The organism is Priestia sp. KCTC 13724 (assembly GCF_056820425.1).
Window position 1 is genome coordinate 1 of record NZ_JBXDLD010000028.1, and the last position, 12,204, is coordinate 12,204.

Here is a 12,204-nt window from a genome sequence, read left to right on the forward strand (position 1 = left end):
AAAAACAGGTGGAGAAAAACATTGCGTTTTTCTCCACCTGTTTTATTTAGAGGGACTTATTAGACAGCCTCTTTAATTTTGCCCTAACTGCTGTACAGTGAACAAATCATAGTAATATCCTTTTTTCTTCATTAGCTCTCCGTGAGAACCCTGTTCAACGACTTTTCCATCCTGAACGAGTACAATTTCATCCACATGTGTGATGGTTGACAAACGGTGCGCCACGATAAACGTCGTTCGTTCCTTCGCAAGCTTTTCAAGGGTTTCTTGAATGTAATGTTCACTTTCTAAGTCCAATGCAGATGTTGCCTCATCAAAAATTAAAATCGGTGGGTTTTTCAAAAATACGCGAGCAATGGAGACGCGCTGCTTTTGCCCACCTGAAAGCTTCATTCCTCTTTCTCCCACTTTCGTATCATAACCGTTGGGCAATTTCATAATGAAGTCATGTGCGTTAGCTGCTTTCGCGGCTGCTACAACGTCTTCATCTGTGGCACCCGGTTTTCCCAATAGAATATTGTTACGAATCGTATCGCTAAATAATACCGTATCCTGCAAAACGATTCCTATTTGATCGCGCAGATTTTTCGTTTGATAGTCTTTTACGTTTACACCATCAATTAAAATTTCCCCGGAAGAGACATCATAAAAGCGTGGAATAAGGCTAATGATAGTTGATTTACCGCCACCACTCATACCTACAAACGCTACCGATTTTCCTTGTTCAACATCCAAGTTAATATCGTGCAGGATATACTCATCTTCTTCATACGCAAATGATACGTTATTAAACTGAACTGCTCCCTTAATCTCTAGAGCGTCTTTCGCATTAGGCGAGTCTACAATGTCATATTGTTCATCAATAAATTCAAACATTCGGTCCATAGAAGCAACGGACTGCGTTAATGTTGTTGATGAGTTTACAAGTCGACGCAGCGGGTTATATAACCGATCAATATAGCCTACAAACGCCACCATAGTACCAATCGATAAATTTTCGTTAATAACTTGATAACCAGCAAACGCAATAACAATTAACGGGGCTAAGTCCGTAATCGTATTCACCACTGCAAATGTCTTAGCATTCCAATTTGTATGATCAATTGCTTTTTGTAAAAAATTACGGTTCTGATCATCGAACTGCGCTTGCTCATGATTTTCAATCGCAAAGCTTCGAATAACTGAAATTCCCTGTACCCGTTCATGTAAATGACCTTGTACTTCAGCTAATGCTTGAGAGCGTACACGAGTTAAATGACGTAGCCTACCATAAAAATATCTAACGGATAAAGCGTATAATGGCAGTAAAATAATAGATACCAATGTTAGTGGCACGTTCATTGTAAACATAATAATAATAGCAATTACTATGGTGAACATATCAAGCCAAACATTCATTAAACCCGTGATTACGAAGTTTTTCGTTTGCTCTACATCGTTAATAACACGCGAGATGATTTCACCTACACGCGTATTAGAATAATAACGAAGGCTGAGCTTTTGAATATGATCAAACAGCTGGTTTCGAATATCATACAATACTTTGCTTGATACCCACTGCGCATAATATTGACGATAATATTCAACTGGAGGGCGTAAAATTAAAAAAACAAAGAAAGAACCACCCATGATCATCAACAACTGCTTTACTTTTTCACTGTCTGATAATGTATCTGAATCAATAACGTCATCAAGTACGTATTTTAACAGCAGTGGAATTAATAGTGGAATTGAAAACTTTACCACACCAATTAAAACTGTTCCAACAATTTGCCACTTATACGGCTTTACAAATTCCATATACCGCCTGATGCTTCCCACTTGTTCTCTCTCCCTTCTTCCTCTAAATGGCTATGCCTATTAAGCCTCTTTTATAATGTAACATTCTGCACACTTTCATATGCGGTTTTTAAGCTCTGGTACTCAACATAAAAAAGCATCATATAGGTCAAATTTCTAGATCCTATAATGACGCTTATATCCGTGCGCTTATGCATGTCGATATGTTAAAAAACGCTCATACCACGTATCGATAAATTCTGGTGCAAACGGTCCTTTACGTTGGCGAATCCAGGTTTTCAAATGCTCAACATGAGTATGTAAAATACGGTCTACCGCTTCTGGGTAGTTCATTTCTTGACGATGTTTTTCGTACTCATCTTCATCTAGAAGCGTATAGGTCATATCTGGGTATACTTTAATATCTAAATCATAATCAATGTACTTCAGCGCTTCTTGGTCATGTGTAAATGGTGAACTAATATTGCAATAATAATAAATACCATCTTCACGAATCATACCAATCACGTTAAACCAATATTGCGAATGGAAATAACAGATGGCTGGCTCTCTTGTAATCCACGTTCTACCGTCTGATTCTGTTACGACCGTGCGATCGTTTCCTCCAATCATCAGGCTACTTGTCGATTTTAAAACCGTCGTCTGATCCCACACACGATGAAGCTTGCCATCGTGCTTATAACTGTGTATTTGAATTGTTTCTCCTTCCATTGGAAATCCCATCTCCACTCCCTACTTTCATTTTGACTATCACAATTACCTCACGTACGCTTTTAAGTAGTCACAGCCTAGTCTTATATGTCATTACTCTTTTAGTTAAAACCATCGATGCTTTTTATCAAAGCGGTAACATATCTGCTTTCTAAACAGTGACCTTCTTTCGTATATACATTGTCCTCTCCTATTTATTATAACGGTTTCTCTTCTATTTTAAAACAAATGTGATGTGGTTCTTCTTGAATAAAAAAGCTGCACCTCTCTTTTTAGCAAGGAAACATCCTTTAAAAAGAGAGGTGCAGCTTTCCTTTAACGAGATACCGGATAGTGGGAATCCTTTTTGTATGAAGAGATAATCTCTTCTGTTTGTACCTCAAAAGTTTGCTGAATTTCTTTTAGCCTTTGCTTCATCACGCTAATTTCTCCGCGGATACAATCCAGCTTTGCTTCTGCCTGTAGTTTAATAAGCTCTTCTTCAATTTGTTGACAGCGTTCAATTTCTGATTGTAAAAACAAAAGTTGGTCCATCGTTTCTAATTGTTGAGACACTAATTTTGTAAATTGCTCCATGTCTTACTCCTCCTTCTAGTAAACAGCTCGTTCACTTCTTTCATTTCAGGTAGGTAACACATTTATAAAGCAGAATCTGTTGAAATTGAAATCAGAACGCTCTTGGGTATAAGTCCACTTTTAACATTCTGTTCTTTCACCTTTAATTCCTTTGACGAGATATGTAAAGTTTCGAGAGCTTTTGTCAAATTAAAAAGCAAAGCCATGATCCTTCATAAGAATCTTGGCTTCGCTTTTACCATTAACCTTGGTATTTACCAGAGTTTTGGTTTTTCTTTGCTTCAGCTTGTGCGTTTTGTTGCTTCACTTGTTGCACATCTGTTTCGCTAGCAAATTCTGCACCGTATTGGTTGTTTGCAGCTTGTGCGTTTTGTTGCTTTACGTTTTGCGCGTTTGTTTTGTTTGGTTGTTTTGCCATTGTAATCACCTCCACAAAAATTAATATGTCCAGGTGATTACGGCGATATACACTCTTTTTTATTTTAGTTTATTACATCAGTAAAGAACGTCCGCCATCTACGATAAGCGTTTGACCACAAATCATATTGGCTTTATCTGACACTAAAAATTGAACCGCATCTACCATATCATTTGGCTCAACCATTCGACCTGTTGGCGTATGTTGACGCGCATCATCTAACAGCTCATTGCGATTTGGGAAATGCTTTAACGCTTCGGTATCAACGGCTCCTCCAGATACAGCATTTACAATGATGTTTTTCGGAGCTAACTCTACCGCAAGATATCGAGTTAATGCTTCAACGGCTGCTTTTGAAACTCCTACCGTTGTATAGTTTTCTAAATAGCGAATCGAGCCCAGTGAACTGATGGTTACAATTTTGCCGCCCCCGACTTTTTCCATTCTTTTTGCCGCTTCTTGCGCACAGAATAAATAACCTTTGCTGTTAATATCCATTGTCCAGTCCCAGTGTGTTTCTTCAAGCTCCATTACAGGACGTAAAACACCAGATGCTGCATTGCTAATAAATACATCCAAGCGCCCGAAAGCTTCGTCAATTTGCTCAAACATCTCTTTGATTTTTTCGACCTTACCGACGTTTGCTTTTACAACCAGCACTTCACGTCCGAGTGCTTTTACTTCTTCTGCTACTTCTAATGCTGCACTTTTGCTACGCGCATAGTTGAGGACGATATTGTATCCGTCCTTTGCAAGTCTTAGTGCAATTTCTTTTCCAATTCCACGACTGCTTCCCGTTACAAGTGCTACTTTTTGTTCCATATTATCTACTCCTTATGTATCGTTCTGTTCATATTGTACTTATATTTCTGTATAAGAAACAAGGGGAGATGAAAAATAAGTCTGCCTAGATTCATTTGCTTACGATGCAAGAATGAGGCTTAATTAATGATAAGAAGGTGATGAAGCATGTACGTAGGTCGTGATATGACTGAATTATCAATGATGGCAAAGACCGAATGGCGAGATAATGAGCTCGCATATTTTCATCATTCCCTTCAGCAAATCATGCCTTATTTAAATACTGAAGGCCAAGGTATTCATCGTCAAATTATAGAAGAAATTGAAAATCGTGGCGGTCTGCATCGAAATGAAGCTGATTACACGCACTCCACCAACGTAATATATGATTAAACACAACAACAAAGAGTTTGGGACATAACAAAATGATTGCTTCTAAAAGACGAACAATAGCTGTTCTCATCTCTTTGGTTTGTCTCAACACATTCGTTCCATTGCACTACGGCCACTCGCTTTCCGCGGGGAGGAACCTGAGCTTCCTCGCTGCGCTGCGGGATCTCCGTTTTCCCTCTCTTTCCCGCAGGAGTCGAGTGTCCTACGCTCCATTCCACCCTGTTTTCACAATCAACCAAAAAACCTGAACGATTAAAAGTTATGAACTCTCAATCGTTCAGGTATAGTAGAGGCTGAACTACTTATGTCTCAGTCTCTTTTCATTAAGTAATTTTATGGTATTCCTTTAGAATTTTTTGATGAGACACCGGAAACGCATATTCTTCTATTTCTTTAACCGATACTAACTTTAAATCATCTCGGTTAGCAATATTGCCCGTGAGTACCCCTTTATACACGTTAATGTTCCACACAATGTGGGAGAACACGTGCTGAATGACTGTAAAAGGAGGGTCTAGCACCACTTCTGTATCATAATCGGCTTCAACAAAGGATGTAAGCTGAGTTTGCTCTGTCCCAATGGTAAAATCCACTTCTACATTTGGAAATTCCCACAGGTTTGCAAGTAAACCTTTATTGGGACGCTTGTGAATGAGGAAATTACCTTGTTCATCTGTAACAACAGCCGCTGCGATTTGAACAGCTCTTGGTGGTTTTTTCTTTGACTTAACCGGTAACTCCTGCTGAACACCCTGCTCAAACGCTCGACAATGCTCACGCACAGGGCACAGAAGACAGGATGGAGAAGTTGGGGTACATACAATGGCGCCTAATTCCATTAGGCCTTGATTAAAAAACGACGGGCTGTCTTTTGAAATGATTTCATGAACAACCTCTTCAAAAACCTTGCGAGTCTTTGGCTTTGCAATATCGTCCCAAATTGATAAAATACGGGACAATACTCGCATGACGTTCCCATCAACAGCTGGCTGAGGTACCCCGTATGCAATACTAAGGATGGCTCCAGTCGTATATGGTCCTACTCCTTTTAACTTTGAGATTTCATCTGGCGTGTGGGGAACTTTGCCACCGTATTGTTCGTGCACTTCGCGAACAGCTGCTTGTAAATTTCGCGCTCGTGAATAATAGCCTAGCCCTTCCCATGCTTTTAATACGTCGTCTTCAGGCGCATAGGCTAAGTCTACAATCGTTGGGAATTTCTCAATAAAATTATTAAAGTATGGAATGACTGTATCAACTCGCGTTTGTTGTAGCATAATTTCAGACACCCATACTTTATAGGGATCTTGATCTTGTCGCCATGGTAAAATGCGCTGTTCTGTCTCAAACCATGAGATAAGATCGTGCTGAAATTGTTCTATTTGAAAATCTTTGACAATATCTTTACTTTGTTTCACGTTATATCCTCCGAGTTATGAGCTATATATATACAATGTATTGGTATTGAAATATTGTTCTGTTTCTATTCATGTTATACTCTAAACACACTTGCTTCTATCTGAAAAGTAAGGTTAAGCAAATAAGGAGGTTGCTTTAATGGATACTGGTACACATATTGCAATGGGAATCGCCATCGGTGCACTTGCTACTTTAGATCCTGTTGTCGCGGCAAGCAGTGTCACCACAGAAGCCGTAATGATTGGCGTTATTGCCGGTTCATTAGTACCTGATTTAGATACGATTTTAAAACTTAAAAATAATGCTCACTACATTCGAAATCATCGCGGAATCACGCATTCAATTCCAGCAGTGGCGCTTTGGCCCTTGCTTATTATTGTAATTGTTTCGCTGTTTTTTCCAAACGCTAATTTATTCCACTTATGGATTTGGACTTTTGCTGCCGTTATCATTCACGTTTTTGTTGATGTGTTTAATGCTTACGGCACACAAGCCTTAAGGCCATTTACTGATAAATGGATTGCGCTCGGTGTTATTAATACATTTGACTACTTTATCTTTGCTGTCCATGTTGTTGCCATCTTAATTTGGTTCTTAGGAATGAGTCCTGGCCCAACCTTTATTACCATGTACAGTATTATTGCTTTGTACTATGTATGGCGCTTTTACATGAGACACCAAATTGCAAAGAAAATACGCCAGAAGTTTCCGGACGTGGTAAAAATGAATATTTCACCAACGATTCGCTTTACACACTGGCACCTAGCCATCACAACCAAAGAAAACTTCCACGTTGGGCGCGCAGTTGGCCAGAAAATCTTTATTTACGATACATTTAAAAAGATTCCTATTCCTGAGTCTGACATAATTGATGTTGCTAAACGTGATGAAAACCTGGCTGCATTCTTATCTTTTTCCCCAATTTATCGTTGGGAAGTTGATGAATACAGCGATCATATTGAAGTTCGCTTCATTGACCTTCGCTATCGTAGCAAAGATTATTACCCGTTTGTAGCAGTGGTTCAGCTTGATTATGATTTGAATATTATTTGTTCGTATACAGGATGGATTTTTAGTGAGAAAAAGCTTCGTAAAAAGCTCGACTATCTTCCTCACTAAGCGATTTGAGCACCTAAAGAGGCTGGGACATAAGTAATTCAGCCAATGATAAACTTGAACGATTGAGAGTTTCTCACTTTTAATCGTTCAGGTTTTTTGGTTGATTGTGAAAACAATGTTGGAAACAGGGTGGAATGGAGCGTAGGACACTCGACTCCTGCGGGAAAGAGAGGGAAAACTGAGATCCCGCAGCGCAGCGAGGAAGCTCAGGTTCCTCCCCGCGGAAAGCGAGTGGCTGTAGCGCAATGGAACGAACGTGTTCAGACAAACCAAAAAGATTGGAACAGCTATTGTTCGTCTCTTAGAAGCCATCATTTTGTTATGTCCCAAACTCTTTTCATTTGTAAATTAATGCTTTAAATAATCATCGTTATTTAATAAGTGCTTATATTTTGGGTTTTTGACCGCCACTTCATGAAGCTTATCCCCATAGTGGTTAATGTACATTTTTACAACTTGCTCTGCAGCTTCTTTTCCCTTGTATTCATAGCCTGCTTTTGCATACGTTGACTCGAAATCTTCCCAAAATAGCTCCACCCACGTTCTTGCTTGTGCATAAGAAAGTGTATCATTTTTTGCAAGTAATTGATTTGTGAGTCTTTCAAAAATATCTTCCATATAAACACCTCTATTACCAAATTATTTATGAGTAAACGATTGGTTTCGACTTACACTAAGTCAAGGGGAGTATAGCTTTCCCTGACTTACTATATCATACACACAACAAATTCTTTTGTAAAAGGGGCAGTCTTGAATGCGTAATAAAGAAAAAAACTTTCCAAATCAATCAAACAACAAACTAGAAGGTGAGCCACGCGCTAAAGCTGAATTCGCTTCAAAACGCGCTGATGGAACAATTAACACAAACCCACAGGAGCGTATGCACGCATCTAACCAACGTACAGACGGCTAACAAAATAAAAGCACGAATTGATCGCCGTCAATTCGTGCTTTGTTTTATGAATCGCTCTTAAGCATTGAGATTGGTAGTGCTTCTTCTTTCTCAGAGGCTCCTAAACGAAACCCCCAAGCAAACACTCCATTCATGTAATCAATTTTAAAATATTGACCTGGAGCTCCTTCAATTTCATATACTTCACCAGGTTTGTATGAAGATGGATCCAACAAGTACGACTTAGCCATCACAATTTTTCTTTCTAATACGGCATACTCGTTAATCATCCCTAATTGCTCAGCTTTTCGTGCTTTATCATTTAGCACGCTAATCTCTTGCTGAATCTCATACGTACTCATTTCACTATACCTTTTGTCTGACACGATGTTTCCCCCTTTTGTTCCTTTCTTTTTATTATAACAAAAGGTATAACTAAAAGGAGAGCAATATAAGGAGGCGCTTACATGAAAACAATATTAATTACGGGCGGAGCAACGGGTCTTGGCAACGAGCTTGCTAAGCTATATGTACAAAATGGCGATCAAGTCATTTTATTAGGCAGAAATGAAGAAAGACTGAATAAAGCACAAGAAGAGTTAGGTACAAGCTGCATTGCCACCGTTTCAGCGGACTTGACTAATTACCAAGAACTTACACAAAAAATGGATAATCTTTTGTCTTTTCACTCCGTTGACGTGTTAGTTAACAACGCAGGTATGGGACATTTTGGACCACTTACAAGCTACACAAAAGAGATAATTGATGAGGTCATTGATACCAATGTTAAAGGAACAATTTACCTCACACAAGCCCTGCTACCTCATCTACAAACACGTGAGCAAGCCTCTATCTTAACCATCATCTCAACTGCTGGGCTGCGCGGAAAGAAAAACGAATCCGTTTATGTCGCAAGTAAATTTGCGCTCAGAGGATTTGTTGAAAGTTTAAAAGTAGAATGTGAGCACACTTCTGTTTCATGCACTGCTGCTTATATGGGCGGAATGGATACGCCTTTTTGGGACAACAGCGATCATATCGCGGATAAAAGCCGCTTAAAGCATCCAAGTGAAGTAGCTAGCATTATTTTCAACCAGCGTATGACAAAGAAAGACATTATGATGTAACATACACAAAAGCCTTGCTGACAGCAAGGCTTTATTCTTCTTCCAAGGATGAAATAAACGCTTCAATTTGATCAATTGAAAAGCCTTTTCGATAGAGGTTCTGCTTCATTTTTTGCTCATACTCCCAGCCGCTATACTTCGCGTATTTCCTATGAGCCTTCATGCCTTGTTGTGTAAGAGCTTGCCATTCTTCATCACTATTTTTTTCAACATCCACGTGCTGCATGGCTTCGTTAATAATGCTAAAAGAATAGCCTTTGTTCACTAAAAACTGCTCAATCTTTTGCTTCATGACGATTTCTGAGTACTTTTTATATTTCCCCTTTAGCTTTGCAATGAGCTTCATTACTGTTTCAATTTGCTCTTCTTTTGAGAAATGTTCAAGCGTAGACTGAACGATGTCTGGTTTAATCCCTTTTTCTTGAAGCTCTCGTTTAATAACGCTCGGCCCTTTTGACGTAGTGTTAACCTGCGTAAGCACGTAGGCTTTGGCAAACTCTTCATCATTTAAATACCTGTGAGAATCTAACCTTTGAATCACCTGCTGAACAATCATATCTCCTACTTCTTTTTTCTTTAAATAATCTCTTACTTCTTTTTCAGAGCGCATTCGATATGAGAGATAGGTTACCGCTAAGTTATAAGCTTTTTTTTCCTCATCTGCAAATTGAATTTCCGCTAGTTCAAACTCATCCAACACTCGTCCTTTTTTCAAGTCATACTGAATGAGAACATTGGCATCAACACCAAAAGCAAATTCTTCGCCTTTTCCTTGATCTATATAAACATTAAATCTCTCTGCGCTATTCTTTTGCGTTGTAATTTTCGTAATAACCGTCATTTTTTCACCTCATCCAATTCAACAAAAAAATTCTTCTTGGCTCATCATATCACACTGAACCAAGAAGAACGTATCCGTTGCTTTCAAATTAAGATGCTACGGTTGCTTTTAATAATTTCCGCATATCGATATGCACTATCTTTCCAAATTCGCTCTTGAGAATCAAAATCTACATAGAGGATTCCAAAGCGTTTATCGTAACCAAAGCTCCACTCAAAGTTATCCATTAATGACCATAAATAATAGCCTTCAATACCCATTCCTTCTTCATTGAGTTCATGTACAGCCTGTAAATGTTGCTCCACGTACTCTACACGACCTGCATCATGAACGCGGCCATTTTCAACAATATCATCAAACGCTGCTTAAATAAACAGCTTGATTGCTTTTGCCTTTCCAGATCCGGGTGTTTTAATCGAAACCTTAGTCTCTAACGATTGACTTTGCTTACTTTTATTCACCACAGGTCGTTCTATCATTGTTTACACCTGCTTTTCCTTTTTATTTTGGTTACCGTACATTCCTTTGAAGACAAAAATAGAGAAAATAACGGTAATGATAAATAATCCGTAGGCAACTGCTGATGCGTAGCCGTAGTTGTTGTATTTAAATGCTTGGTTATATAGATATAGCACCATCGTATTTAAAGCTCCATCTGGAGAACCAACGCCATCCGTTAACAACATTGGTAAATCAAATAACTGCAGGCCGCCAATAAGAGACGTAATCATGATATACAGTAAAATTGGCTTTAATAATGGCAGCGTAATTTTCGTAAACGTTTGCCAGCGGTTAGCTCCATCAATTAGAGCAGCTTCGTAGTAATCTCTTGAAATACCAGAAACCCCAGCCATAACGACGATAAATGAATGACCAAATTCGTAAATCGACGCCCTTATCGACTGACAAGCTCAACTGGAATGACGTTGGATGAGATCACTTTTTTCTTGTGAGTGATTTGTTCAATTAAAATTTGTGCAGCTTGATTTCCCATTAAATCCGTATCTTGCCTAATCGTTGTCAACTTCGGGGTAATATACTGTACCATGTCAATATCATCAAATCCAATAATTGAGATATCTTCCGGCACTCGAAGCCCTCGCTCTTTTATCGCTTCAATTGCACCAATCGCCATATGGTCACCAGCTGTAAATACTGCGGTTGGCTGAACCTCTAAATCTAAAAGCTTATTCATTGCTAGCTTTCCTTCTTCAATTGAAAAGAAGCCACCGTCTACAAGATAACCGTCTCGAATTGATAAGCCTATTTCTTGCATTCCCTTCTGGTACCCTTTTGCTCTCGCTTCTCCAACAGCATTTATAAAACTGCCTGCAATATGAGCAATTCTTTCATGACCGAGTGAATGTAAATGTTGAACAGCTAGCTTTCCTCCTTCCACATTATCAGAATAAACCGTACTGCACGGAGCTTCCATCATATCAATGACAACAATGGGAAGCTTGCTGTTAATTAAATCTTGAATTTGAGAGTCATCAGCACGCGAACAAAATACAATAACTCCGTCTACGCCTCGGTACATAAAATGTTCCAAATAACTAACATCACGATTGCGTAAATTTCGCGAAGCAAAGATGAGATCGTACCCTTCACGCTCGGCATGTTTCCTAAAACTTTCAATCACAGCGTTAAAAAATGGATGCTTCATACCAACGCCGTTTTCTTCAGCAAACACAACGCCAATCATGTGGGACTTCTTTGTAGAAAGTGATTGAGCATTGGAGTTAGGCAAATAGCCCATCTCAGCCGCGGCCCCTAAAATTTCTTGCTTCGTTTTTTCACTAACGTCTGAATAGTTATTTAAAGCTTTTGATACAGTTGTACTTGAAAAACCCGTTTTCTTTGCAACATCATAAATTGTAACCATTGTTTTCTCCTCTGTTACGAAAGCACTTTCGATAGCGTCGTTATAACGCATTCATTTTATATAGACAATACTTATTTTAAAATTTTCATTATATGATCTAACAAAAAGAAATGTTTTTTTCGATAAAAAAAGGGTTTTATAACTATAAGTACTCATGCGTGTTGATTAACCAATAAAATCCAAAAAAAGCATACAAAAAAGGGCACCTATCTTGTAGAATGT

At 38.7% G+C, this 12,204-nt stretch carries 18 protein-coding genes; 5 read left to right on the top strand and 13 right to left on the bottom strand.

Annotation, left to right across the window (positions count from 1 at the left end; all coding sequences use genetic code 11):
- Positions 1 to 72: 72 nt before the first annotated feature.
- The 5 genes from AC1UFB_RS04560 to fabL form a co-directional block, all read right to left on the bottom strand.
- On the bottom strand, positions 73 to 1,821 hold the full coding sequence (locus tag AC1UFB_RS04560; protein ID WP_061786174.1) for an ABC transporter ATP-binding protein: 1,749 nt from the start codon (positions 1,819 to 1,821) through the stop codon (positions 73 to 75).
- A gap of 168 nt (positions 1,822 to 1,989) precedes the next feature.
- The gene (gene ntdP, locus AC1UFB_RS04565) at positions 1,990 to 2,523 is read right to left on the bottom strand and encodes a nucleoside tri-diphosphate phosphatase (protein ID WP_025909539.1); all 534 of its coding nucleotides are present in this window, start codon (positions 2,521 to 2,523) and stop codon (positions 1,990 to 1,992) included.
- A gap of 303 nt (positions 2,524 to 2,826) precedes the next feature.
- Positions 2,827 to 3,087 carry a YgaB family protein gene (locus tag AC1UFB_RS04570; RefSeq protein WP_025909538.1) on the bottom strand — a complete coding sequence of 87 codons (261 nt, stop codon included), beginning with the start codon at positions 3,085 to 3,087 and terminating at the stop codon, positions 2,827 to 2,829.
- Positions 3,088 to 3,328: 241 nt separating this feature from the next.
- Positions 3,329 to 3,505: a gamma-type small acid-soluble spore protein gene (locus AC1UFB_RS04575; RefSeq protein ID WP_062686670.1), complete on the bottom strand. Its 177-nt coding sequence runs from the start codon at positions 3,503 to 3,505 to the stop codon at positions 3,329 to 3,331.
- 72 nt (positions 3,506 to 3,577) lie between these two features.
- On the bottom strand, positions 3,578 to 4,327 hold the full coding sequence (fabL, locus tag AC1UFB_RS04580; RefSeq protein WP_025909537.1) for an enoyl-[acyl-carrier-protein] reductase FabL: 750 nt from the start codon (positions 4,325 to 4,327) through the stop codon (positions 3,578 to 3,580).
- A gap of 147 nt (positions 4,328 to 4,474) precedes the next feature.
- Between fabL and AC1UFB_RS04585 the strand changes: the two genes are divergently transcribed.
- Positions 4,475 to 4,699 carry a hypothetical protein gene (locus AC1UFB_RS04585; RefSeq protein WP_061786171.1) on the top strand — a complete coding sequence of 75 codons (225 nt, stop codon included), beginning with the start codon at positions 4,475 to 4,477 and terminating at the stop codon, positions 4,697 to 4,699.
- Here the strand turns inward: AC1UFB_RS04585 and AC1UFB_RS04590 are convergent.
- Positions 4,696 to 4,917 carry a hypothetical protein gene (locus AC1UFB_RS04590; RefSeq protein ID WP_482588623.1) on the bottom strand — a complete coding sequence of 74 codons (222 nt, stop codon included), beginning with the start codon at positions 4,915 to 4,917 and terminating at the stop codon, positions 4,696 to 4,698. The two genes, AC1UFB_RS04585 and AC1UFB_RS04590, sit on opposite strands and share 4 nt — an antisense overlap.
- 105 nt (positions 4,918 to 5,022) lie before the next feature.
- Entirely contained in the window at positions 5,023 to 6,117 is a 1,095-nt protein-coding gene (mutY, locus tag AC1UFB_RS04595; protein ID WP_482588624.1) for an A/G-specific adenine glycosylase, read from the bottom strand.
- 139 nt (positions 6,118 to 6,256) lie between these two features.
- Here mutY and AC1UFB_RS04600 point away from each other — a divergent pair, with 139 nt between their 5' ends.
- The gene (locus tag AC1UFB_RS04600) at positions 6,257 to 7,237 is read left to right on the top strand and encodes a metal-dependent hydrolase (protein WP_482588625.1); all 981 of its coding nucleotides are present in this window, start codon (positions 6,257 to 6,259) and stop codon (positions 7,235 to 7,237) included.
- Positions 7,238 to 7,366: 129 nt separating this feature from the next.
- Complete coding sequence (locus AC1UFB_RS04605) at positions 7,367 to 7,597, top strand: hypothetical protein (RefSeq protein WP_482588627.1); 231 nt, start codon at positions 7,367 to 7,369, stop codon at positions 7,595 to 7,597.
- Here the strand turns inward: AC1UFB_RS04605 and AC1UFB_RS04610 are convergent.
- Positions 7,586 to 7,855 carry a YfhJ family protein gene (locus tag AC1UFB_RS04610; RefSeq protein WP_025909533.1) on the bottom strand — a complete coding sequence of 90 codons (270 nt, stop codon included), beginning with the start codon at positions 7,853 to 7,855 and terminating at the stop codon, positions 7,586 to 7,588. The two genes, AC1UFB_RS04605 and AC1UFB_RS04610, sit on opposite strands and share 12 nt — an antisense overlap.
- 136 nt (positions 7,856 to 7,991) lie before the next feature.
- On the opposite strand from AC1UFB_RS04610, the gene AC1UFB_RS04615 reads away from it, so the two are divergent.
- The gene (locus AC1UFB_RS04615) at positions 7,992 to 8,150 is read left to right on the top strand and encodes a small, acid-soluble spore protein K (RefSeq protein ID WP_025909532.1); all 159 of its coding nucleotides are present in this window, start codon (positions 7,992 to 7,994) and stop codon (positions 8,148 to 8,150) included.
- A gap of 44 nt (positions 8,151 to 8,194) precedes the next feature.
- On the opposite strand, the gene AC1UFB_RS04620 is transcribed toward AC1UFB_RS04615, so the two are convergent.
- A complete protein-coding gene (locus AC1UFB_RS04620) occupies positions 8,195 to 8,515 on the bottom strand; it encodes a YfhH family protein (RefSeq protein ID WP_251385765.1) in 321 nt (106 codons plus the stop codon).
- Between the two features lie 81 nt (positions 8,516 to 8,596).
- On the opposite strand from AC1UFB_RS04620, the gene AC1UFB_RS04625 reads away from it, so the two are divergent.
- Positions 8,597 to 9,256 (top strand): SDR family oxidoreductase, encoded by a 660-nt coding sequence (locus AC1UFB_RS04625; protein ID WP_482588629.1) that lies wholly within the window; start codon positions 8,597 to 8,599, stop codon positions 9,254 to 9,256.
- Positions 9,257 to 9,287: 31 nt separating this feature from the next.
- Here AC1UFB_RS04625 and recX read toward each other — a convergent pair whose 3' ends face one another.
- From recX to AC1UFB_RS04645, 4 genes are all read right to left on the bottom strand, one after another.
- Positions 9,288 to 10,097 (bottom strand): recombination regulator RecX, encoded by an 810-nt coding sequence (recX, locus tag AC1UFB_RS04630; protein WP_061786517.1) that lies wholly within the window; start codon positions 10,095 to 10,097, stop codon positions 9,288 to 9,290.
- Positions 10,098 to 10,180: 83 nt separating this feature from the next.
- Positions 10,181 to 10,447: a family 1 glycosylhydrolase gene (locus tag AC1UFB_RS04635; RefSeq protein ID WP_035320535.1), complete on the bottom strand. Its 267-nt coding sequence runs from the start codon at positions 10,445 to 10,447 to the stop codon at positions 10,181 to 10,183.
- A gap of 132 nt (positions 10,448 to 10,579) precedes the next feature.
- Positions 10,580 to 10,996 (bottom strand): carbohydrate ABC transporter permease, encoded by a 417-nt coding sequence (locus tag AC1UFB_RS04640; RefSeq protein ID WP_440839755.1) that lies wholly within the window; start codon positions 10,994 to 10,996, stop codon positions 10,580 to 10,582.
- Entirely contained in the window at positions 10,993 to 11,982 is a 990-nt protein-coding gene (locus AC1UFB_RS04645) for a LacI family DNA-binding transcriptional regulator (RefSeq protein ID WP_482588632.1), read from the bottom strand. Before AC1UFB_RS04645 ends, AC1UFB_RS04640 begins: the two co-directional genes overlap by 4 nt.
- Positions 11,983 to 12,204: the final 222 nt, after the last annotated feature.